The organism is Streptomyces sp. NBC_00663 (assembly GCF_036226885.1).
GTDB lineage: Bacteria > Actinomycetota > Actinomycetes > Streptomycetales > Streptomycetaceae > Streptomyces.
Map to the genome: position 1 here is coordinate 2,480,079 of NZ_CP109027.1, position 22,714 is coordinate 2,502,792.

Sequence of the window (22,714 nt, forward strand, 5' to 3'; positions counted from 1 at the left end):
GCAGGCACCACCCGGGAGGTCCCCATGCCCGAACTGCGTGTCGTGGCCGTCTCGAATGACGGCACACGGCTGGTGCTGAAGGCTGCGGACAGCACGGAGTACACGCTTCCGATTGACGAGCGTCTGCGCGCCGCCGTACGCGGCGACCGTCCCCGCCTCGGCCAGATCGAGATCGAGGTGGAGAGTCATCTCCGCCCCCGCGACATTCAGGCACGTATACGCGCCGGTGCGACGGCCGAAGAGGTCGCGCAGATGGCCGGCATCCCCGTCGACCGGGTCCGTCGCTTCGAGGGCCCCGTGCTCGCGGAGCGCGCGTTCATGGCCGAGCGGGCTCGCAAGACCCCCGTCCGCCGGCCCGGCGAGAACGCCGGACCGCAACTCGGCGAGGCCGTCCAGGAGCGACTGCTGCTGCGCGGCGCCGACAAAGACACCGTCCAGTGGGACTCCTGGCGCCGCGACGACGGCACCTGGGAGGTCCTGCTGGTCTATCTGGTCGCGGGCGAACCGCACTCGGCGAGCTGGACGTACGACCCGCCCCGGCGGCTCGTCCAGGCCGTCGACGACGAGGCGCGCTCGCTGATCGGCGAGTCCGACGACCTCGCGGCCTCGCCGGAGCCCAGCTTTCCCTTCGTACCGCGCATCGCCCGGCTGCCCCGTGACCGGCCGCTGGACCGTTCCCTCGACCGGGAGCGCCTCGGCCTGCCCGCGCCGCCGCCCGATCCGGTCGAGGAGGAGAGCGCGAGCGAACGCGACTCGCTGACAAGCCTGTTGGAGGCGGTGCCCAGCTTCCGGGGCGACCTCGTGGTCCCGGAGCGCCCGTCGGAGACCCCCGCTCCGGAGGAGGAGCCCGCCGACGAACCCGCGGCGGAGGAACCTCCGGCGCCCGCCGCCTCGGCCGGTTCCGCCTACGCGGACGTCCTCATGCCCCGCTCGGTCGGCGCCCACCGCGACCGTCTCGTCGGTGCCACCGACCGCCAGGCCGAGGCGGACGGCGTCCGCCCGGGCCGCCGGGCGGCGGTCCCGAGCTGGGACGAGATCGTGTTCGGGACACGACGGAAGAAACAGGACTAGTCGGTCGTACGACGTCCATGAGGGCCCGCCCCAGGTGGCGCGGGCCCTCATGCCGCTGCCTACGTCTACTGCGGGTCCGGCCCCACGGCGACCGGCCGCGACGGGTCCGAGGACCACTCCGACCAGGACCCCACGTACAGCGCAGCGGGGATGCCCGCGACCGCCAGCGCCAGCACCTCGTGCGCACCGGAGACGCCGGAACCGCAGTACACGCCGACGGGGGTGTCGTCCGAGACGCCGAGGGCCTTGAAGCGGGCGTGCAGCTCCTCGGCGGGCAGGAAGCGTCCGTCCCCGGCGACGTTCTCGTTGGTGGGCGCGGACACGGCGCCCGGGATGTGCCCGCCGACCCGGTCGATGGGCTCCACCTCGCCCCGGTACCGCTCCCCCGCGCGGGCGTCGAACAGCACTCCGGAGCGGGCCAGAGCCGCGGCCCCGTCGGCGTCGAGGAGTTCCACCGCGCCCGGCGCCGGCACGAAGTCACCCTCCGGCGGGGTCGGCGCGGACGTCGCCAGGGGCCCCTCCCAGGACGGCAACCCGCCGTCGAGGACCCGCACGTCCGGGTGACCCGTCCAGCGCAGCATCCACCACGCGCGGGCGGCCGCCCAGCCCTGTCCGCCGTCGTAGACGATCACCGGCGTCCCGGCCGAGACGCCCGCCCGGCGCATCACGGCGCCGAAGTCGGCGACGTCGGGCAGCGGGTGCCGGCCGCGCGCGCCGGGGGTCGCGGCGAGCTCCCGGTCCAGGTCAACGAAGACCGCGCCCGGAATGTGCCCGGCCGCGTACGCGGCGTGACCGTCGAAAGGCGGCTCTCCGGCCGCCTTGGCCATGCTCAGCTGCCAGCGGACGTCGAGCAGCACGGGCGGGTTCGGGCCGGCCAGGTCGCTCGCGAGTTCGGATGCGGAGATGATGGCGTTCATGGCCACCATCCTTACGTACGGGGTGGCCGCATCGTCCATGTCCGGCTACTCTGCTCCGCCGGGCAGGCCCGATCACGAGGCGTACGGGATCGGGCACATGCTGTACAGCCGATCGACATCCGTCAGCAAGCGCGCAGAAACGGGCGGGGAACCGCGCACCGGGCATTCTGCGGGAAGGGTACGGAGCGGCGGCGCGCCCGGGCGCGCGGCACCACGGGTGGTGCGAGCATCGGCACGGGGTTCCGGAGCACGGCGGCGACACGGCCGCCGCAAGGGGTCGAGGAGAGAGTGACGATGACCGAGGCACATGGGTCGGCCGGCCCGAACGGCACGCCCTGCTGGGTGAGTCTGATGGTGCACGGGCTGACCCCGACCCAGGAGTTCTACGCCGAGCTGTTCGGCTGGGAATTCCAACCCGGCCCGCAGCAGCTGGGCCCGTACGTTCGCGCCCTGCTGGACGGCCAGGAAGTCGCCGGCATCGGCCAGCTCCCGCCCGACCGTCACCTCCCCGTCGCCTGGACGCCCTACCTCGCCTCGGACGATGTGGACCTGACGGCGGAGACGGTGCGGCTGTGCGGCGGCACGGTGGGCGTGGGGCCGCTGGACGCGGGAGACGCCGGACGGCTGGCGATCGGCTCCGATCCCTCCGGTGCGGTGTTCGGCGTGTGGCAGGCGGGAGCGCACCGCGGCACCGGCATCGCGGGGGTCGCGGGCACCCCGGCCTGGCACGAGTTGCTGACCTTCGAGACGGCGAGCGTCACCAAGTTCTACGAAACGGTCTTCGGCTACGACGAGGAGCCGGTCGTCTCCGCCGACGTCGACTACGTCACCCTCCGCCTCGCCGACCACCCGGTCGCCGGCATCCACGGCGTCGGCAACTCCCTCCCCCGCGACCGGGGCCCCCACTGGATGACGTACTTCCAGGTGGCCGACGCGGACGACACCCTGAACCTCCTCACCGCCCTGGGCGGCCACATCCTCAAACGCCCCCACGAAACCCCGCACGGCCGCGTGGCCACGGTCTCCGACCCGGAGGGGGCACGCTTCTCGGTGGTGGAGGCGGCGCGGTGAGGCTCCTCAGACCGAGTTGACCGGCAGCACGTCCGGGGACAACGCCGCCGCTCTTGCCGTCGCCGCTGTCATCCGGCGGCGGTGGTGGCGACGGCACAGGACCTCGTAGCCGATGGCTTCTGCCTGGTTGACGTCACCCACCACGACCTGAGCGCCTTCCACCACCATCTCGCCCCCTATCGTGCGGGCGTTGTGGGTGGCTCGGGCGCCGCACCAGCAGAGGGCCTCGACCTGGAGGACCTCGACGCGGTCGGCGAGTTCCACGAGGCGTTGGGAGCCCGGGAAGAGCTTGGAGCGGAAGTCCGTGGTGATGCCGAAGGCGTAGACGTCCAGGCCCAGGTCGTCGACCACGCGGGCGAGTTGGTCGATCTGTCCCGGCGCCAGGAACTGGGCCTCGTCGGCGATGACGTAGTCCGCGCGGCCGCCCTGCGAGAGGTGGTCGACGAGGTAGGCGTACAGGTCCTGGCCGTCCTCGACCTCCACCGCGTCCGTGACCAGACCGAGGCGGGAGGAGAGCTTGCCCTCGCCCGCGCGGTCGTCCCGCGTGAAGATCATGCCCTGGAGGCCGCGGGCCGAGCGGTTGTGCTCGATCTGGAGAGCCAGGGTCGACTTCCCGCAGTCCATCGTTCCGGAGAAGAACACCAGCTCGGGCATGGGAAGTCGAGGACCTTTCGGCAGGGGTGGGTGCTAGGCGGAGCCAAGCGGGTCTGGGGGTTTCAGGAGCGTACTTCGAGCAGCGGGACCAGCTGCTCGGCAGGGGTCATCGAACCGTGGTTGCCGACCATCGCCGACTCCTTCGGCTCCCGCTCGGACGCGATGATCAGGACGTCGTCCCGCGCGGCCGCGACCACGTCACCGAGACGCGCGTACACACGGTCGTCGATGTGCGGGCCGAACCAGCCCGCCGCGATGGCCTCATCGCGCGAGGCGACCCAGAACTGCTCGCCGAGCACCTCGCGCCAGCAGGTCAGGACGTCGTTCGCGGCGCCGGGGACGGCGTAGACGTGGCGGGCGCGGCCCTCGCCGCCGAGCAGGGCGACCCCGGCCCGCAGCTCCCAGTCCTCGTCGAAGTCGATGCGGTGCTGCTCGTCGAAGGGGATGTCGACCATGCCGTGGTCGGCGGTGACGTAGAGCGCGCTGTTCGGCGGGAGTTGTTCCGCCAGCCGCTGGACCAGGCGGTCCACGTGCATGAGCTGGCCGCGCCAGGTGTCGGAGTCGACGCCGAAGCGGTGGCCCGCGCCGTCGAGTTCGGCGTAGTACGTGTAGACCAGCGCGCGGTCGGCGGCGGCCAGTTGCTCGGCCGCGAGGTCCATACGGTCCTCGCCGGACAGGCGGCCGAGGAACTTGCCGCCGCTCAACGCCACCTTGGTCAGCGGTGTGTTCTCGAACGTGGGCGACGACACCTGGGCGGCGTGCACCCCCGCGTCGTGGGCCAGTTGGAAGATCGTGGGGTACGGCTGCCACGCGCGCGGCTGCGTCCACGGCTGCCAGCGCAGCTGGTTCATCAGCTCGCCGGTGTCCGGGTTGCGCACGGTGTAGCCGGGCAGTCCGTGCGCGCCCGGCGGCAGTCCGGTGCCGACGGAGGCGAGGGAGGTCGCGGTCGTCGCCGGGTAGCCGGCGGTCAGCGGACGGCCGGTGCCGCCGCGGGAGCTGTCGAGGAGCGCGGCCATGAACGGCGCGTCCTCGGGGTGCGCCCGCAGCTGCTCCCAGCCGAGGCCGTCGATCAGGAACACGCAGTTCCGGTCGGCGGGGGCCAGCTCCGTGATCGTCGCGGTCGTCCCGGGCACGCCCATGCCCGCGGCCAGCGTGGGCAGGAGGTCGGCGAGGGAGCCACTGCCGTACTGGGGCAGGGGCGCGGAGTCTACGGCCAGCGGTTCCGGGTGCGGGTCCCAGGCGGTGGGCTGCGCCATCAGCGGGTGATGTCCGCGGTCGCCTCGGAGAGGGACTGCGCGAAGGCGAGGGCCTGGCGCACCGTCTCCGGGCCGTCCCCGGCCTCGCTGACGCGCAGGCTGAGGTCGTCCGCCGTCGAGTTGCCCGTGTAGCCGTGGTCCGCCTCGCAGTTGGGGTCGCCGCAGGCGGCGGGCTCCAGGTCGATGCGGGAGACGGCGCCCCAGCCGATGGTCAGGACGACCTCGCGGGGCAGGGTGCCCGGCTGGTACTGCTCCGGGTTGGCGACCACGCGGCTGAGCACGACCGACGAGATCCGGCCGAGCTTGACCGACTCGGTGGAGGTGGTCGCGTACGGCGTCGGGGACGTGGTGTCGGCGGCCTGCTCGTCGGTGTGGCTGACGATGAAGCGCTGCTCGGTGAGGACGAGCACGGTCACGTGCCGTCGCACCTCGTTCTGGTCGAACGTCGTCTCTTGATGGACCAGGTACGACCGGATGGGCTCGCCGCCCACGGCGGCCTCCACCGCCTCGGCCACGAGGGCCGGGTAGTAGCCGCTGCGCTCGATCGCCGCGCGCAGCCCCTGGGTCGTCGTACTGGTCTTGGCCATGACGTCCATCCTACGGGGGTGCACTGACTGCGAGGCACCGCTCACGAAGGTCTCAGTACGCCGGCAGCGTCCGTGGGCCCAGGTCGTCGCGGGCGGGCGGAGGTGCCAGCCGGACGGACGCGCCGAGGACGCTCAGGCCGTGCGGGGCGACAACGACGGGCTCCAGGGTGACCGCGACGACCTCGGGGTGATCGTCCACGAGACGGGACACCCGCAGCAGCAGTTCCTCCAGGGCGGCCGTGTCGACCGGTGCCGAGCCGCGCCAGCCGAACAGGAGCGGTGCCGTCCGGATGGACCGCACCAGGGTGGCCGCCTCCCGGTCGGTGACCGGGATCAGCCGGTGCGCGGTGTCGCCGAGCAGCTGGGAGGCGGCTCCGGCGAGCCCGAAGGAGAGCACCGCGCCGGCCGCCGGGTCGATGACGGCCCGTACGACGGTGTCCACGCCGCGCGGGGCCATCCCCTGCACGACCGGCCGCAGCTCCTCGGGCGCGCCGAACAGCTCGGTCAACTCGGCGTACGCGCGCCGCAGTTGTTCCTCGTCGGCGAGGTCGAGCCGGACGCCGCCCAGGTCGGCGCGGTGGCGCAGGTGGGGGGCGGTGGCCTTGAGGGCGACGGGGTAGCCAAGGGTGCGGGCGGCGGCGGCCGCGTCGTCGGGGGTGGGCGCGGCGAGGGCGCGGTGGACGGGGATGCCGTACTTGCCGAGGAGGTCGCAGGTCTCGTCGGCGCCGAGCGTGAGGCCCTGCCCGCGCGCGAGGAGGCCGTCGATGAGCCGGGCGGCGCCCTTCTCGTCGATGGCCGCGTCGATGGACTCCGGCACCTTGCCGGGGTCGGCCGCCTCGCGCCGCCACTGCGCGTACTTCACGGCTTCGCCGAGAGCGCGGACCGCGCGTTCGGCGGCGGGGTAGGCGGGGATGAGGCGGGAGCCGGTCCGGGGCGTCTTCTCGGGGTCCTTGGCGGCGAGGCGGTCCAGGGCGCGGAAGGGGTGGGAGGCGCTCGGCGTCGCGGCCTGCGGTGCCGTGCTGGTCGCGGCCGACAGGGCCTCGGCCAGTCCGCCCAGCTCCACGTGGACGACGAGGACGGGCTTGCCGGGTACCCGCTCGGCCGCCGACCGCAGCGCCTCCGCGAGCGCGGCATCGCCTGCGGCGCCCTCCCCGACCGCCGGTATCGCGGTCACGACGACCGCGTCGCACGTGTCGTCCGCGAGCGCGCGCGAGAGCGCGGCGTGGAAGTCCTGCGCCGAGGCGGCCGTCGTCAGGTCCAGCGGGGGCAGCGGCTTGAGCCCCTCGGAGAGGCAGGCGTCGTAGGTGAGGAGTCCGAGCGACTCGGAGTTGCCGAGGATCGCCACGCGCGGGCCGCGCGGCAGGGGCTGACGGGCGAGGAGCAGACCGGTGTCGACCAGCTCGGTGATGGTGTTCACGCGGATGACGCCGGCCTGCCGCAGCAGCGCGGACACGGTCGCGTGCGGCAGCCGCGTGGCCCGTACGGCGTGCCCCTGAGGGGCGGAGCCGGCGCCCTGGACCACGACCAACGGCTTCGCCGCCGCCGTACGGCGGGCGAGGCGGGTGAACTTGCGGGGGTTGCCGATGGACTCCAGGTACATGAGGACGACGTCGGTGTCCGGGTCGTCGTACCAGTACTGGAGGACGTCGTTGCCGGAGACGTCCGCGCGGTTGCCGGAGGAGACGAAGGTGGAGACGCCGGTGACCCCCGTGACGCCGCCGCCGCGTCGGTGCAGCCGGGAGAGCAGGGCGATGCCGATGGCGCCGGACTGGGCGAACATCCCGATGCGGCCGGGGCGCGGGGTCTCGTTGGCGAGGGAGGCGTTGAGCCGGACGTCCGGGGAGGTGTTGATGACGCCGAAGGCGTTGGGGCCGATGATCCGCATGCCGAACGCGCGTGCGTGCCGGACGAGTTCGCGCTGGCGCTCGCGTCCCTCGGGGCCGCTCTCCGCGTACCCGGCGGAGATCACGACGAGGCCCTGCACGCCGTGTTCGCCGCACTCGGTGACGACCTCGGGGACGTGTTCGGCGGGCACGGCGACGACCGCGAGGTCGACGGGGCCCTCGATGTCGCGCACGGAGCGGTGCGCCGGGATCCCGTCGAGCTCCTTGTCGGTGAAGGCCTTGTTCACGGCGTACAGGCGGCCGGTGAAGCCGGCCTCCCGGATGTTGTCGAGGATGCTGCGGCCCACCCCGCCGGGGGTGCGGCCGACACCGACCACCGCGACCGAGCCGGGCTTGAGCAGCCGCTCCACGGACCGCCCCTCCGCGCGCTGTTCGCGCGCGTACTGCACGGCCATCGAGCGGTCGGTGGGTTCGAGGTCGAACTCCAGGCGTACGACGCCGTCCTCGAAGCTGCGCTTCTGGGTGTACCCGGCGTCCATGAACACCTTGATCATCTTGGTGTTGGCGGGCAGCACCTCGGCGGCGAAGCGGCGGATGCCGCGCTCGCGGGCGACGGCACCGATGTGTTCGAGGAGGGCGGAGGCGACACCGCGTCCCTGGTGGGCGTCCTGGACCAGGAAGGCGACCTCGGCCTCGTCGGAGGGAGCGGTCGCGGGCATTCCGTCGGCGCCGATGCGGTCGTAGCGTACGGTGGCGATGAACTCGCCGCCGACCGTGGCGGCGAGCCCCACCCGGTCCACAAAGTCGTGGTGCGTGAAGCGGTGGACGTCCTTTGCGGACAGGCGCGGGTAGGGCGCGAAGAAGCGGTAGTACTTCGACTCGTCCGAGACCTGCTCGTAGAAGCTGACCAGGCGCTCGGCGTCATCAACGGTGATGGGGCGGATGCGCGCGGTGCCGCCGTCGCGCAGCACCACGTCGGCCTCCCAGTGGGAGGGGTACTCGTGCCGGTCCGACGAGGTCTGCATGGGCCCCAGAGTACGGCTCGCGTACGACAACGGCGCGAGGCAGTCTGTGGAGAGCGCAAGAGGATCGCAAGAGGACGGAAGTCGGACCGAGGCCGCGGTCCGACGACTCACCCCGGACGGGACGAAGGTCCGCTCCGGAGGTACTTCACGTGTGGGAAACTGGTCTAGACAACCCTGAACACCGAAGGGCAGCATCACATGGCTGAGCGCCGCGTCAACGTCGGCTGGGCCGAGGGCCTCCACGCCCGCCCCGCTTCCATCTTCGTCCGGGCCACCACGGCCTCCGGTATCCCCGTGACGATCGCCAAGGCCGACGGCAACCCCGTCAACGCGGCCTCCATGCTGGCGGTCCTGGGCCTGGGCGCCCAGGGCGGCGAGGAGATCGTCCTCGCGTCGGACGCCGAGGGTGCGGACGCCGCCCTCGACCGTCTGGCGAAGCTGGTCTCCGAGGGGCTCGAGGAGCTTCCCGAGACCGTCTGATTTATCGGGGCCGACTGAATCACGGCACCACTGAAGGGCTCGTCCGAGTTTATCGGGCGGGCCCTTTGCATTTCCCTCGGACGGGCAGCAGAAATAATCCCCGCGAATTACTTCCTCTTTGTATACGGCCCTCGTGTTAATGCCGCAGGCTCGTCATGTTTACGGGATGTTGCGAGTTCCTCACACGATCGGGCCGATCTCCCGCGGCGCGGAATCGGAGCCGGTGCACGGCGGTCGAGCGCTCGGTGTGCAGCGCGGTGACCGCACGCGCGCGTTCCCCGTCGCCGCGTGCCACGGCGTCGACGATCGCGCCGTGCTCGGCCCAGGACTCGGCGGGGTTGGCGGGCGCGTCCACCGTGTACATCCAGGAGATCTTGTGGCGCAGCTGGGTCAGCATCGAGGTCAGCGCGGGGCTGCCGGAGGCCTGCGCGAGCGTCTCGTGGAACCAGCCGCCCAGGGAGCGCAGATCCTCGCTGTTGCCCCGCCTGGCCCGCTCCTGCCCCAGCCTGACCAGGCCGCGCAGGACCTTGAGGTGCGCCTCGGTGCGGCGCTGGGCGGCCCGGGAGGCGCCCAGCGGCTCCAGGAGCATCCGCATCTCCAGCAGGTCGGCGGCCTCCTGCTCGGTCGGTTCGGCGACGCACGCGCCCGCGTGCCGCCGCGTCACCACGAAGCCCTCGGCCTCCAGCGTGCGCAGGGCCTCCCGGACGGGGACACGGGAGACGCCGTAGCGGCGGGCGAGGAGTTCCTCGGTGAGGCGGCTGCCGCGCTCGTGGACACCGGAGACGATGTCGTCCCTGATCGCGGTGCATACCGAGTGCGCCGGAATACGCATGACCGACCTCCGTCTTAATCCCCGTGAAACGTCGATGATTGACGTGTGTTCAGTGACTCTATTGCAAAGAGCGGGAATTTCCGATGGCGGACCGGAATCCATGGATATTTTTTGGACAGCCGGGTACCGAAAACGGCGAAACCCCGGCTCGGGTGAGCCGGGGTTCCGGGAGATCCTGCGATCCGTCGTCAGACGTTCACACCGCGTGTCAGACGTTCACACCGTGCGAGCGCAGGTAGGCGACGGGGTCGATGTCCGAGCCGTACTCGGCGGTCGTCCTGGCCTCGAAGTGCAGGTGCGGGCCGGTGACGTTGCCGGTCGCGCCGGACAGGCCGATCTGCTGGCCCGGGGTGACCGTCTGGCCGACCGAGACACCGATGGACGACAGATGGCCGTACTGGGTGTACGTGCCGTCGTTCATCTTGATCACGATGTTGTTGCCGTACGACCCGCCCCAGCCGGCCTCGACGACGGTGCCGGAGCCGACCGCGTGGACGGAGGTGCCGCTGGCGGCGTGGAAGTCGACCCCGGTGTGGCTGCCGGAGGACCAGACGGCGCCGCCGGCCTTGTAGCCGGTGGAGATGTACGAGCCAGAGATCGGGGCGACGTAGGAGCTGAGGCGCTTGCGCTCGGCGGCGGCGCGGGCGGCGCGCTCCTTGGCCTCGCGCTCCTTCTTGGCCTTGGCGGCGGCCTTCTTGCGCGCCAGCTCCTCGGCCTTCTGCTGAGCGGCCTCCTCGGCGGCCTGCTGCTGGGCCTCGGCCTGGGCGTCGATCTGGTCGGCGACCGAGTCGCCGATGGTGACGACCGGGATGAGGCCGGTCTGCTCGGCCGCGGGCTCCGCGGCGAGGGCCGGGGCGGCGAGGGTGCCGATGACGCCGGTGGTGGTGAGAGCCGCGATCCCCGCCGCACGGGCGGTGGTGCGCTTCATCCGGCTCGGGGCACGGTGCTTCCCGGTGGCGCGCGTGAACGCCATGTAGTGGCTGATCCTTTCCTTCCCTCTCGCCTACCGGGTTAGCTGACGGGTTCGGAGCAGGAAGGTCTCCTACGGACCCCCTCGCTGACGCGCGGGCATCCGATTCACCCCAGGGACTGCATGGGTCCCCGGCTCCCCTGGCTCGCGCCGTACGGGGACTCGGCGATGACTGTCCGGTGCCGCGGATGCGGCGCACTGCGTGACGAACAGCCCGGACGACGCTAAGGGGGGCCACTTTCAATCCCCAAACGGATCAGGAAGTTTGTAGCGCATCCCACAGGGCAAACGGGCAACCAACCTTCAATTCGGACATCAAAGGGCCCTGGTGACGCATCAGTCGCCAGGGCCCCTTCACGCGCGCGTGCTCTACTCGGCCGACACCACGGTCACTTCACCGATGCCGAGGGCCTCCACGGGCTCCTTGATGGCCGCCGCGTCGCCGACCAGGATCGTCACCAGACGGTCCACCGGGAAGGCGTTGACGGCCGCCGCGGTGGCCTCGACCGTGCCGGTCGCGGCGAGCTGCCGGTACAGCGTGGCCTGGTAGTCGTCGGGCAGGTACTGCTCGACCTGGTCCGCCAGCGTGCTCGCCACGGCCGCCGCGGTCTCGTACTTGAGCGGTGCCACACCGACGAGGTTCTGCACGGCGACGTCACGCTCGGCGTCGGTGAGCCCCTCCGCGGCGAGGGTGCGCAGCACCGTCCACAGGTCGTCGAGGGCGGGGCCGGTGTTCGGGGTGTCGACGGAGCCGCTGATGGCCAGCATCGCGGCACCGGTGCCGTCCGGGGCGGACCTGAGGACCTGCCCGAACGCGCGCACGCCGTAGGTGTAGCCCTTCTCCTCGCGCAGGACGCGGTCCAGGCGGGAGGTGAGGGTGCCGCCGAGGCAGTAGGTGCCGAGCACCTGCGCGGGCCACACGCGGTCGTGCCGGTCGGCGCCGATACGGCCGATCAGCAGCTGCGTCTGGACGGCGCCGGGGCGGTCCACGATGACGACCCGGCCGGTGTCGTCGGCGGTGATGGCCGGTACCGGGCGCGGCTCGGCCGCGGAGCCGGTCCACGAGCCGAGGGTGTCGCCGAGCAGCGCGTCCAGGTCGACGTCCGTGAGGTCGCCGACGACCACGACGGTGCCGGTGGCGGGGCGGACATGCTTCTCGTAGAAGGCGCGTACGGCCGCCGAGTCGATGTTCTGGACGGTCTCCTCGGTGCCCTGGCGGGGGCGGGACATGCGCAGGTCCGCCGGGAACAGCGTCCGGGAGAGCTCCTTGGCGGCCCGGCGCGAGGGGTTGGCCAGCTCGTGCGGAATCTCGTCGAGGCGGTTGGTGACCAGGCGCTCGACCTCGTCGTCCGCGAACGCGGGCGCCCTGAGGGCGTCGGCGAGCAGCCCGAGCGCCTTGGGCAGCCGGGAGACCGGGACTTCGAGGCTCAGGCGGACGCCGGGGTGGTCGGCGTGCGCGTCGAGGGTGGCGCCGCAGCGCTCCAGCTCGGCGGCGAACTCCTCGGCGGAGTGCTTGTCGGTGCCCTCGGAGAAGGCGCGCGCCATGATCGTGGCGACGCCGTCCAGGCCCGCCGGTTCGGCGTCCAGGGGGGCGTCGAGAAGGACCTCGACGGCGACGACCTGCTGGCCGGGGCGGTGGCAGCGCAGCACGGTGAGGCCGTTGTGGAGCGTCCCGCGCGTGGGGGCCGGGAACGCCCAGGGCTTGGCCTCGCCCGCCTGGGGCTGGGGCTGGAACTCCATCGTGGCGAGCTCGGTCACTTGGCCGCCTCCTCGTTCTTGTCACCGGCTTCGACGGTGGCTTCGGCCTCGGGGTCCTCGGGCGGGTCCGCGTCCTCGGCGGTCTCCCCGGAGACGGGTTCGTAGACGAGCACCGCGCGGTTGTCGGGGCGCAGGCGGGCCTTGGCGACCTCCTGGACCTCCGCCGCGGTCACCTCCAGGACGCGGTTGACCGCGGTGAGGGCGAGCTGCGGGTCGCCGAACAGGACTGCGTAGCGGCACAGTTCGTCGGCGCGGCCCGCGACGGTGCCGAGCCGGTCCAGCCACTCGCGCTCCAACTGGGCCTGGGCGCGCTCCATTTCCTCGTCCGTGGGGCCCTCCGCGGCGAACCGGGCGAGCTCCTCGTCGATGGCGGTCTCGATGACCGGCACCTCGACGTCACCGGACGTCTTCACGTCCAGCCAGCCCAGGGAGGGCGCTCCGGCCAGCCGCAGCAGACCGAAGCCGGCCGCGACGGCCGTACGGTCGCGGCGGACGAGCCGGTTGTAGAGGCGGGAGGACTCGCCGCCGCCGAGGACGGTGAGGGCCAGGTCGGCCGCGTCGGCCTCGCGCGTGCCGTCGTGCGGCAGCCGGTAGGCGGCCATCAACGCGCGCGCGGGGACCTCCTCCTCGACGACCTCGCGCAGCTGCTCGCCGATGACCTCGGGCAGCGAGCCGTCGCGCGGGGCGGGCTTGCCGTCGTGGGACGCGATCGAGCCGAAGTACTTCTCGACCCAGGCGAGCGTCTGCTCGGGGTCGATGTCGCCGACGATGGACAGCACCGCGTTGTTCGGCGCGTAGTACGTCCGGAAGAACGCGCGGGCGTCCTCCAGGGTGGCCGCGTCCAGGTCGGCCATCGAGCCGATCGGGGTGTGGTGGTAGGGGTGGCCCTCCGGGTAGGCGAGGGCGGTGAGCTTCTCGAACGCCGTGCCGTAGGGGACGTTGTCGTAGCGCTGGCGGCGCTCGTTCTTCACCACGTCCCGCTGGTTCTCCATCGACTCGTCGTCGAGGGCGGCGAGCAGCGAGCCCATGCGGTCGGCCTCCAGCCAGAGCGCGAGCTCCAGCTGGTGGGCGGGCATGGTCTCGAAGTAGTTGGTGCGCTCGAAGCTGGTGGTGCCGTTGAGCGAGCCGCCGGCGCCCTGGACGAGCTCGAAGTGGCCGTTGCCCTTGACCTGGCCGGAGCCCTGGAACATCAGATGCTCGAAGAGGTGAGCCAGTCCGGTACGCCCCTTGACCTCGTGGCGCGAGCCGACGTCGTACCAGAGGCACACCGCCGCGACCGGGGTCAGGTGGTCCTCGGAGAGCACCACGCGCAGCCCGTTGGCCAGGCGGTGCTCGGTCGCTGTCAGGCCCCCGGTGCCTGCCTGGTCTGTGGCCGTGTGACCCATGGGCATGTACGTCCCTTCGATCGCGGTGCGGTTGCCGTAACCGCGTTTTTCTGCCGGTCCTGCCACTGTATGCAAGCGTGCGGACCACCGGTGAAGTTCCCGGTGGTCGTACGCCGACAGCGAGATCCCGTAGCCTGCGGACGGGCCGCCGTGCGGCGCGGGTGAACTTCCGGCGGGAGAGCTGACGTCGGGTCGTCGTCCGCGTTGTCAGTGCCGGGGTCCACAATGGTCCGCGTCAGATCCCGTTCACGCTTGAGCAAGAGTGAGCCGAAGGGGCGCGAGCGACCCATAGGCGAGCGACCAGAAAAGAGGAGCCGGCAGCGATGGCCCGCCGCAGCACGAAGACCCCGCCGCCCGACGACTCGTACGAGGAGAAGATCCTCGACATCGACGTCGTCGACGAGATGCAGGGCTCCTTCCTCGAGTACGCGTACTCGGTCATCTACTCCCGAGCCCTGCCGGACGCCCGCGACGGCCTCAAGCCGGTGCACCGGCGCATCGTCTACCAGATGAACGAGATGGGGCTGCGCCCCGACCGCGGCTATGTGAAGTGCGCGCGCGTGGTCGGCGAGGTGATGGGTAAGTTGCACCCGCACGGCGACTCGTCGATCTACGACGCCCTGGTGCGCATGGCCCAGCCTTTCTCGATGCGGGTGCCGCTGGTCGACGGCCACGGCAACTTCGGCTCGCTGGGCAACGACGACCCGCCGGCCGCCATGCGGTACACCGAGTGCCGGCAGGCGCAGGCGACGAGCCTGATGACCGAGTCGATCGACGAGGACACGGTCGACTTCGCGCCGAACTACGACGGCCAGGAGCAGGAGCCGGTGGCCCTGCCCGCCGCGTTCCCGAACCTGCTGGTGAACGGCTCGTCCGGCATCGCGGTCGGCATGGCCACGAACATGCCGCCGCACAACCTCTCCGAGGTCATCGCCGCCGCCCGCCATCTGATCCGCTACCCGAACGCGGATCTGGACACCCTGATGAAGTACGTCCCGGGCCCCGACCTGCCCACGGGCGGCCGGATCGTCGGTCTGGCCGGCATCCGGGACGCGTACGAGACGGGCCGCGGCACCTTCAAGATCCGCGCCACGGTGTCGGTGGAGACGGTGACGGCCCGCCGCAAGGGCCTGGTCATCACCGAGCTGCCCTTCGCGGTCGGCCCGGAGAAGGTCATCGCCAAGATCAAGGACATGGTCGGCTCGAAGAAGATCCAGGGCATCGCCGACGTCAAGGACCTCACCGACCGAGCGCACGGCCTGCGTCTGGTCATCGAGATCAAGAACGGCTTCGTGCCCGAGGCGGTCCTGGAGCAGCTCTACAAGCTGACGCCGATGGAGGAGTCCTTCGGCATCAACAACGTCGCGCTGGTCGACGGCCAGCCGCTGACGCTGGGGCTGAAGGAGCTCCTGGAGGTCTACCTCGACCACCGCTTCGAGGTCGTCCGCCGCCGCAGCGAGTTCCGCCGCACCAAGCGCCGCGACCGGCTTCACCTGGTCGAGGGCCTGCTGACGGCCCTGATCGACATCGACGAGGTCATCCGCCTCATCCGGCAGAGCGAGAACTCCGCGCAGGCGAAGCAGCGCCTCATGGAGCGCTTCTCCCTGTCGGAGATCCAGACGCAGTACATCCTGGACACCCCGCTGCGCCGTCTCACCAAGTTCGACCGCATCGAGCTGGAGGCGGAGAAGGAGCGGCTCAACACGGAGATCGAGCAGCTGACCGCGATCCTCGACTCGGACGCGGAGCTGCGCAAGCTGGTCTCCACCGAACTGGCCGCGGTGGCCAAGCAGTTCGGCACCGACCGGCGTACGGTCCTGCTGGAGTCGGCGGGCGCCCCCGCGTCCGCCGTGCCGCTCCAGGTGGCGGACGACCCGTGCCGGGTGCTGCTGTCCTCGACGGGCCTGCTGGCGCGTACGGCCAACGGCGAGCCCTTCCCGGCGGACGCCGACGCCAAGCGCGTCAAGCACGACGTGATCATCTCGGCGGTCCCGGCGACCGCGCGCGGCGAGATCGGCGCGGTGACCTCGGAGGGCCGCCTGCTGCGGATCAACGTCGTGGACCTGCCACAACTGCCGGAGACGGCGTCGGCCCCGAACCTCTCCGGCGGAGCCCCCCTGTCGGAGTTCGTCTCCCTGACCGACGGCGAGACGGTGGTCTGCCTGATCACCCTCGACGAGTCGTCGCCGGGCCTGGCTCTCGGCACGGAACAGGGCGTCGTGAAGCGTGTCGTCCCCGACTACCCCTCGAACAAGGAGGAGTTGGAGGTCATCACGCTCAAGGACGGCGACCGGATCGTCGGCGCGGTCGAGCTGCGCACGGGCGACGAGGACCTGGTCTTCGTCACGGACGACGCGCAGCTGCTGCGCTACCAGGCCGCACAGGTCCGCCCCCAGGGCCGCCCCGCCGGCGGCATGGCGGGCATCAAGCTCACGGACGGCGCGAAGGTCATCTCCTTCACGGCGGTGGACCCGGCGGCCGACGCGGTGGTCTTCACGGTCGCGGGCTCGCGCGGCACGCTGGACGACTCCGTCCAGACGACGGCCAAGCTGACCCCGTTCGACCAGTACCCGCGCAAGGGCCGTGCCACCGGTGGCGTCCGCTGCCAGCGCTTCCTGAAGGGCGAGGACTGTCTGTCCTTCGCCTGGGCGGGCGCCGTACCGGCGAAGGCGGCCCAGAAGAACGGCACACCGGCCGACCTCCCGGAGATGGACCCGCGCCGCGACGGTTCGGGCGTGTCGCTGGCGAAGACGGTGTCGGTGGTGGCGGGACCGGTCTAGATCCCGGGTTCCTGAAGGTCGTCTTCGGGACCCTGTACGTAGCGCAGGACGCCCCACATACCGTGCTCGTCGGCGGTGTGCGGGGCGTCGCTCTTGCACGCCTCCAGTTCCTTGCCGAGCGCGGGGGCGTCGATGCTGGAGCCGATGAGGACGAGCTGGGTGAGGCGCTCGTCGGCGGCGGGCCAGGGCTCGGGATAGAACCGCAGGAACCGCCCGACGGCGTGCACGGCATACCGGTTGAGGATGTCGTACGGCCCGAAGTCGACGTACCCCTTGATCCGGTACAGCCCCTCGGACCGCCCGTCGAGGAACTGCATCAACCGGCGCGGATCGAGCGGCACTTCGGAGACGAAGGAGAGGCTGTCGTAGGCGGTGTGCAGATGCCCGGTGTGGTCCTCGGTCTCGTGCCCGTGGTGGAGGTCGTCGAAGGACAGCTGCCCGACGCGCTCCTCGCTGGGCCGGCAGTCGAAGAGGAACTCGGGGTCGATACGGCCGTAGGTGGCGGGTACGACGGCAGCGCGGTCGGTGAGGTCGCGGACCAGCCCGAGGACACGGTCGCCGTCGGCGGCGCGGTCGAGCTTGTTGACGACGACGAGGTCGGCGAGGGCGAGATGCCGGTCGATCTCGGGGTGCCGGGCGCGGGTGTCGTCGAACTCGGCGGCGTCGACGACCTCGACGAGTCCGCCGTACACGATGCCCGGATGCTCGCTGGCGAGCAGCATGCGCACGAGTTCCTGAGGCTCGGCGAGACCGCTGGCCTCGATGACGACGACGTCGATGCCGGTGTCGGGGCGGGCGAGGCGTTCGAGGTAGACGTCCAGCTCACTGGCGTCCACGGCACAGCACAGGCAGCCGTTGCCCAGCGACACGGTCGAGTCGCCGAGGGCGCCGGCGACGGCCATGGCGTCGATCTCGATGGCACCGAAGTCGTTGACGATCGCGCCGATGCGGCTGCCGCCGCTGCGGTGGAGGAGGTGGTTGAGAAGGGTGGTCTTGCCGGAACCCAGGAATCCGGCGAGGACGACGACCGGGATCTGCCGCTGACCGGGGCTCGGCTGACGCAACGTACGACCCTCTTTCACGCTGGTGCGCGCACCGGATCGCGGTTCCGGCGCACGTACGAGGTTGGAATGCCGAACCAGGATACGAGCCGGAAGAATCACCGCGAAGTGAACGATTGTTAGCAGCACTTGCGGGGCAGACGTTGGGCATGGCGCCGGTTCGTGCGACCCTCACTTCCCTCCGTGCGCCTCCTCTCCGCCTCCCCCGCCGATCAGAGCCGCTCGGCACCCTGGGAGACGGCAAGCGCCGCCCTCCGCTCGCCGGTCCCTCTGTCGACCCGCACCGACGACCGGCGGACGGCCGCCTGATCCGGGGGTTGACATGGCCACAGTTAGGCACTTCGCGGGGAGGCTGAGGTCCGCCACGTTTGCGCTCGTGGCTGCCACCGCCACAGCGACGATGGCAGTGCGTCAACGGCGCCTGGCCGAGACACGGCTGCACGAGAGGCAACTGGAACTCGACGCATTGCAGGTTCGACGCAACGGCTACGCACATCAGCAGCGCATGCACTGGGAACTGTTGTCCAGGGCGATCGACGATCCCACTCTCTTCGCGGTGATCGACACCTACGACAAGAGCATCCCGGCGGCGAAGCGTCGCCAGTTCCTCTACGCCAACGCGTGGTACGCCTACCTGTTCCATCTGTTCCGAGCCGAGGTCCTGGACCAGGAGGAACTCTACATAGCCATGCGCGAGTTGCTCCAGAATCCGTTGTTCCGCGAGTACTGGGAAGCGTCGAAGGCCCAGCGGGCGAACCTGAAGCAGTCGTCGGACGAGGCGAGTGTCGGGCGCATGATCGACGGGCTGGTACGGGACCTCGACGAGGCGGACACGGAAGAGTGGTGGGTGGTGGGTACCCCTCCGTCCGAGTGATCCTCGCTCGCCCGCATCGCCTCAGGCCGCACCGTCACACCTACAACACGAGTCAGCGACTTTTGACGGCGTGACCGCGCAGCCCTCACCAACCGAAGTACGGTTCTGCCCAGCACTGTGCCCATACACATGCGAAGGACCGATACCCTTTGAAAATCCTGCGCCGCATCGGTGTGCCTCCAAGCGCCCGAGGCTCCAACACGGGCGCCAGCTGCCCGGACGTGTTCGAGCTGAGCGACGGCAACTTCGCCGTCATCGGAACCGAAGCCACCGAGGCGCTTGAGCGTGAACTCCCCGCCGATGCCTCCCGCGCCGCCTACGAGCGCATCGTCATCGTGAGCCGGGAGACCCTGATCCGCGCCAAAGCGGACATCCCCGACGTCTGAAGCACAGGCACGCGTCCAGACCGGACTCGTCACCTGTAAGAGCCCTGCCCGGCCGCACGCAACCACGAAGCATCCCGGGCACCCACCGGCGAGCAGCCCGTCACCCCGTCCCTGCTCGATCTCCACCGATGAGGCCTGGCGCCAGAACGGCACCAGGCCGCACGCGTATCAGGCGGCTCTTTCTGCGCTGGGCACCGCCACCGGCGCCCCCGGCCCCACATACCGCGCCACCGGCCGAATGATCTTCGAGTCCTCCGCCTGCTCCAGGATGTTGGCGCTCCATCCCACCACCCGCCCCGCCGCGAACGTCGGCGTGAACATCTCTCGGGGCAGGCCGCAGAGTTCCATGACCACGCCCGCGTAGAACTCGACGTTGGTGTGGAGTTCGCGGCCGGGCTTCAGTTCCGCGAGGATCGCCTCCACCCGGCGTTCGACCTCGACGGCGAAGGCGACGCGGGGGCCGCCGAAACCTTCCGCGATCTGACGGAGCATGCGCGAGCGCGGGTCTTCGGTTCGGTAGATCGCGTGGCCGAAACCCATGATTCGCTCCCCCGCAAGCACGCGTGCGCGGATCCAGGGGTCGATACGGTCCGGTGTGCCGATGGCATCGAGGGTGTCCAGCGCCCGGCTGGGCGCCCCGCCGTGCAAGGGCCCCGACAGCGCTCCTACGGCGCCGATCAGACAGGCGGCGACATCCGCCCCCGTCGAGGTGATGACACGGGCCGCGAAGGTTGATGCATTGAAGCCGTGATCAATGGTTGAGATCAAGTATTGCTCGATCGCCCTCGCCTGTCGCGGCTCCGGCTCCGAACCCGTCAGCATGTAGAGGTAGTTGGCCGCGTACGACAGGTCCTCGCGCGGCTCGACCGGTTCCAGCCCCTGCCCCAGCCTGTGCAGGGCCGTGAGCAGCGTCGGCACGGCCGCCGTCGCCACGATCGTGTCCCGGCGCCGCCGGTCCGCGTCGATGTCGTACACCGGCCGGAAGCCCTTCGCCGCTCCCAGCAGCGACAACGCCGTACGCATCCCGGCCAGCGGACCGGAGGCCGCACCTGCCGCCGCGATGGCCGGCAGCGCGGCACGGACGCCCTCCGGCAACCGGCGCAGCGCCGCGGTCTCGGCGGTGAAGGCGGCGCTCCGGGCGGCGTCCGGCAGTTCGCCGTGGACCAGGAGATGCCAGACGTCCTCGAAGCTGCGGGTCTGCGCGAGCTCGACGGCCGAGTACTGGCGGTAGTGGTAGAAGCCCTCGATCCCTCGGACGTCACCGATCTCGGTGTCGGTGACGACGACGCCCGCGAGTCCTCGCGGCACGTCGACAAGGGTGGCTGCGGCCCTGTTGACGGACATGTTTCCTCCCTGGACTTGATTCGACTGTCCGTGATTGACTCATTCACTGTCAATATTGATTGGATCAATATGTAGTCCATACGGATACGGTGAGGCCCATGCGCGATCACGAACCCGCCCCCACCCCTCACGGCGACCGGCGGCTGAGCACCAAAGAGGCGGCCGAACTGCTGGGCGTGAAGCCCGAGACCGTGTACGCCTATGTGAGCCGGGGGCAGCTCAGCAGCCGACGCTTGCCGGGCGGCCGCGGCAGCACCTTCGACGCCCGAGAGGTGGAGACCCTCGCCCGGCGCAACAAGCGCGAGGGCGGCGGGAGTTCAGGCTCCGGCGGGGAACTGGCGGTACGGACCCGCATCACGCTCATCGACGCGGACAGGTACTACTTCCGAGGTGTGGACGCGACCCAGTTGGCCGCACGCCACTCCTACGAGGAGATCGCCGAGTGGCTCTGGACCGGGCGGATGCAGCCCGGCATGGCGTTCACCGCGCCCGACGCCTCCGTCGCGGTCGCCCGCCGTGCCGTCGACGCCCTGCCCGAACACGCCTCGCCCACCGACCGGTTGCGGGTCGCGGCCATCGCCGCCGCGGCCTCGGACCCGCTGCGCTTCGACCTGTCCGAGGACGCCGTCCTGGGCACCGCGCGCGTCCTCATCCCCACCCTCGTCGCCGCCCTGCCTCCGGTGCGGGCCGGCCACCGCGACGAGGGCTCGCTGGCCCGGCGCCTGTGGGCGCGCCTCAGCGGGCGCGCCGCCGACGAGGCGTCCCTGCGCGTCCTGGACACCGCTCTGGGGCTGCTCGTCGACCACGACCTGGCCGCCTCCACGCTCGCGGTGCGTGTTGCGGCCTCGGCCCGGGCGCACGCCTACGCGGCCGTCTCCGCCGGGCTCGGCGTGCTGGAGGGCCCGCTGCACGGTGCGGCCAGCGGCCTCGCCCACCGGCTGCTGAACGACGTACTGGAACAGGGCGACGCCGGCCCCGTGATCGCGGACGAACTACGGGCCGGGCGCCGTATCCCCGGGCTCGGCCACCGGCTCTACCGCGGCGAGGACCCACGCGCGCGTGCCCTGTTCGAGCTTCTGGAGGAGATCCCCCGCGCCGAGCCCGCCCTCCTCGCGGCCCGCGACGTCGTGGCCACCACGGCCCGCCACACCCCGCTGCACGCCAACGTCGACCTGGCGCTCGCGGTCCTCACCTCCTCCGCCGGGATGCCCGCCACCGCCGGAGAGACGATCTTCGCCGTCGCCCGGACGGCGGGCTGGATCGCCCACGCCCTGGAGGAGTACGGGGAACGCCCACTGCGCATGCGGCCGAGCGGGCTCTATATCGGCGCCAAGCCCCCTCAGCCGCTCCCCGAGTAGCGCACCAGCGCGCGGCCGGAAGCCGCCGTCGGGCAAGTCAGGTTAGGCTCACCTCTGTGAGTACGTGTTCAACCGTCTCCCGGGACCTCGACGAGCCCATCGCGGGCACCGCGGCCACCGCCAGGACCTGGCTGCTCCTGGAACAGCCCGGCCCCTGGGGCGCCCACGCGCTCACGTCGAGCCATCTGGACCCCGTGCTGGGCCGCGCCCTGGAGCGGGCGGCCAAGGGCACAGGCGTCCGCGTCGCCCTCATCCGCCGCCCCGGACGGCACGCGGACTGCCACACCCCCTCCGCGCGCCGGGTGTACGTGTCCCACACCGCCCCCGGAAACGTCTGGCTGCGCAGCGCCACGATCCACGATCCACGGCGCCTGCTCGACCTGGACCTCGCCGCGCTCGGCACCGGCGACCACCGCAGCTTCGACGCGGCGCTGGACGGGCGGGCCCACACCGGCGCCCCGCTCGCCCTCGTCTGCACCAACGGCAAGCGCGACCGCTGCTGCGCCCTCCTGGGGCGGCCGCTCGCGGCCGAGTTGTCCGCCTCCGGGGTCGAGGGCGTCTGGGAGGTCACCCATCTGGGTGGACATCGCTTCTCGCCGACGATGCTCGTGCTGCCGTACGGCTACGCGTACGGCCGGGTCGGGGCCCCCGCCGTCAAGGAGATCCTCCACAGCGCCCAGGACGGCCGGATCGTTCTGGAGGGGTGCCGCGGGAGCTCGGCCTGGGAGCGGCCCGGGCAGGCGGCCGAGCTGGCCGTGCGTGCGGCGGCGGACGAGTACGGGGCGGACGCTCTGATCGTCGTACGGACGGAGGGCGCGGCACCCCGGTGGGAGGTGACCGTCGCGCACGTGGACGGCCGCCACTGGCGGGTCGTGGTGGCCCAGGGCGCGTCCCTGCCGCCCCGCGCGGAGAGCTGCGGGACGTCGGTGCTCGGTTCGCCCGCGCGGATGGACGTGACGGCGGTGCGGGAGTTGACGCCGTCCTCGGCCCTGGCGAGCTGAACAAGCCGAACAAGGTGGTCAAGGGCCTCGTCCACCGATCAAGTGGGTCATCCGCTGATC

General features: G+C 71.4%; 19 protein-coding genes and 1 riboswitch. Of the genes, 8 read left to right on the forward strand and 11 right to left on the reverse strand.

Annotated elements, in window-relative coordinates; translation table 11 throughout:
• Positions 1–24 precede the first annotated feature (24 nt).
• Positions 25–1,071: a septation protein SepH gene (sepH, locus tag OG866_RS11105; RefSeq protein WP_329333816.1), complete on the forward strand. Its 1,047-nt coding sequence runs from the start codon at positions 25–27 to the stop codon at positions 1,069–1,071.
• A gap of 65 nt (positions 1,072–1,136) precedes the next feature.
• Here the strand turns inward: sepH and OG866_RS11110 are convergent, their stop codons facing one another.
• Positions 1,137–1,988 (reverse strand): sulfurtransferase, encoded by an 852-nt coding sequence (locus tag OG866_RS11110; RefSeq protein ID WP_329333818.1) that lies wholly within the window; start codon positions 1,986–1,988, stop codon positions 1,137–1,139.
• A 294-nt stretch (positions 1,989–2,282) separates the two neighbouring features.
• On the opposite strand from OG866_RS11110, the gene OG866_RS11115 reads away from it, so the two are divergent.
• Positions 2,283–3,059, forward strand: coding sequence for a VOC family protein (locus OG866_RS11115; protein ID WP_329333820.1), 777 nt, complete (start codon positions 2,283–2,285; stop codon positions 3,057–3,059).
• A gap of 6 nt (positions 3,060–3,065) precedes the next feature.
• Here the strand turns inward: OG866_RS11115 and OG866_RS11120 are convergent, their stop codons facing one another.
• From OG866_RS11120 to OG866_RS11135, 4 genes are all read right to left on the reverse strand, one after another.
• Positions 3,066–3,713 carry a thymidine kinase gene (locus OG866_RS11120; RefSeq protein WP_329333822.1) on the reverse strand — a complete coding sequence of 216 codons (648 nt, stop codon included), beginning with the start codon at positions 3,711–3,713 and terminating at the stop codon, positions 3,066–3,068.
• Between the two features lie 62 nt (positions 3,714–3,775).
• Entirely contained in the window at positions 3,776–4,969 is a 1,194-nt protein-coding gene (locus OG866_RS11125; protein WP_329333824.1) for an alkaline phosphatase family protein, read from the reverse strand.
• Entirely contained in the window at positions 4,969–5,556 is a 588-nt protein-coding gene (locus OG866_RS11130) for a DUF5998 family protein (protein WP_329333826.1), read from the reverse strand. Before OG866_RS11130 ends, OG866_RS11125 begins: the two co-directional genes overlap by 1 nt.
• A 52-nt stretch (positions 5,557–5,608) precedes the next feature.
• Positions 5,609–8,425: a bifunctional acetate--CoA ligase family protein/GNAT family N-acetyltransferase gene (locus OG866_RS11135; protein ID WP_329333828.1), complete on the reverse strand. Its 2,817-nt coding sequence runs from the start codon at positions 8,423–8,425 to the stop codon at positions 5,609–5,611.
• A 198-nt stretch (positions 8,426–8,623) separates the two neighbouring features.
• Between OG866_RS11135 and OG866_RS11140 the strand changes: the two genes are divergently transcribed.
• The gene (locus OG866_RS11140; RefSeq protein ID WP_059198592.1) at positions 8,624–8,905 is read left to right on the forward strand and encodes an HPr family phosphocarrier protein; all 282 of its coding nucleotides are present in this window, start codon (positions 8,624–8,626) and stop codon (positions 8,903–8,905) included.
• A 136-nt stretch (positions 8,906–9,041) separates the two neighbouring features.
• Here OG866_RS11140 and OG866_RS11145 read toward each other — a convergent pair whose 3' ends face one another.
• From OG866_RS11145 to OG866_RS11160, 4 genes are all read right to left on the reverse strand, one after another.
• Positions 9,042–9,737 (reverse strand): GntR family transcriptional regulator, encoded by a 696-nt coding sequence (locus OG866_RS11145; protein WP_329333832.1) that lies wholly within the window; start codon positions 9,735–9,737, stop codon positions 9,042–9,044.
• Between the two features lie 208 nt (positions 9,738–9,945).
• Complete coding sequence (locus OG866_RS11150) at positions 9,946–10,710, reverse strand: M23 family metallopeptidase (protein WP_329333834.1); 765 nt, start codon at positions 10,708–10,710, stop codon at positions 9,946–9,948.
• Positions 10,711–10,722: 12 nt separating this feature from the next.
• Positions 10,723–10,885: riboswitch (cyclic di-AMP (ydaO/yuaA leader) on the reverse strand.
• Between the two features lie 191 nt (positions 10,886–11,076).
• The gene (locus OG866_RS11155) at positions 11,077–12,465 is read right to left on the reverse strand and encodes a M16 family metallopeptidase (RefSeq protein ID WP_329333835.1); all 1,389 of its coding nucleotides are present in this window, start codon (positions 12,463–12,465) and stop codon (positions 11,077–11,079) included.
• Positions 12,462–13,856, reverse strand: coding sequence for a M16 family metallopeptidase (locus tag OG866_RS11160; RefSeq protein WP_329333836.1), 1,395 nt, complete (start codon positions 13,854–13,856; stop codon positions 12,462–12,464). Before OG866_RS11160 ends, OG866_RS11155 begins: the two co-directional genes overlap by 4 nt.
• A gap of 317 nt (positions 13,857–14,173) precedes the next feature.
• On the opposite strand from OG866_RS11160, the gene OG866_RS11165 reads away from it, so the two are divergent.
• Complete coding sequence (locus OG866_RS11165; RefSeq protein WP_329333838.1) at positions 14,174–16,630, forward strand: DNA gyrase/topoisomerase IV subunit A; 2,457 nt, start codon at positions 14,174–14,176, stop codon at positions 16,628–16,630.
• On the opposite strand, the gene OG866_RS11170 is transcribed toward OG866_RS11165, so the two are convergent.
• Positions 16,627–17,694, reverse strand: a complete 1,068-nt coding sequence (locus tag OG866_RS11170; protein ID WP_329333839.1) for a CobW family GTP-binding protein — start codon at positions 17,692–17,694, stop codon at positions 16,627–16,629. The genes OG866_RS11165 and OG866_RS11170 overlap by 4 nt on opposite strands.
• Positions 17,695–18,067: 373 nt before the next feature.
• Between OG866_RS11170 and OG866_RS11175 the strand changes: the two genes are divergently transcribed.
• Both OG866_RS11175 and OG866_RS11180 read left to right on the forward strand, forming a co-directional pair.
• Positions 18,068–18,565 carry a DUF6082 family protein gene (locus tag OG866_RS11175; protein WP_329333841.1) on the forward strand — a complete coding sequence of 166 codons (498 nt, stop codon included), beginning with the start codon at positions 18,068–18,070 and terminating at the stop codon, positions 18,563–18,565.
• A gap of 149 nt (positions 18,566–18,714) precedes the next feature.
• Entirely contained in the window at positions 18,715–18,951 is a 237-nt protein-coding gene (locus OG866_RS11180; protein ID WP_329333843.1) for a hypothetical protein, read from the forward strand.
• 168 nt (positions 18,952–19,119) lie between these two features.
• Here OG866_RS11180 and OG866_RS11185 read toward each other — a convergent pair whose 3' ends face one another.
• The gene (locus OG866_RS11185; protein WP_329333844.1) at positions 19,120–20,295 is read right to left on the reverse strand and encodes a citrate synthase/methylcitrate synthase; all 1,176 of its coding nucleotides are present in this window, start codon (positions 20,293–20,295) and stop codon (positions 19,120–19,122) included.
• Positions 20,296–20,393: 98 nt separating this feature from the next.
• On the opposite strand from OG866_RS11185, the gene OG866_RS11190 reads away from it, so the two are divergent.
• Positions 20,394–21,653, forward strand: coding sequence for a citrate synthase (locus OG866_RS11190; protein WP_329333846.1), 1,260 nt, complete (start codon positions 20,394–20,396; stop codon positions 21,651–21,653).
• A 56-nt stretch (positions 21,654–21,709) separates the two neighbouring features.
• A complete protein-coding gene (locus tag OG866_RS11195; RefSeq protein ID WP_329333848.1) occupies positions 21,710–22,654 on the forward strand; it encodes a sucrase ferredoxin in 945 nt (314 codons plus the stop codon).
• Positions 22,655–22,714 lie beyond the last annotated feature (60 nt).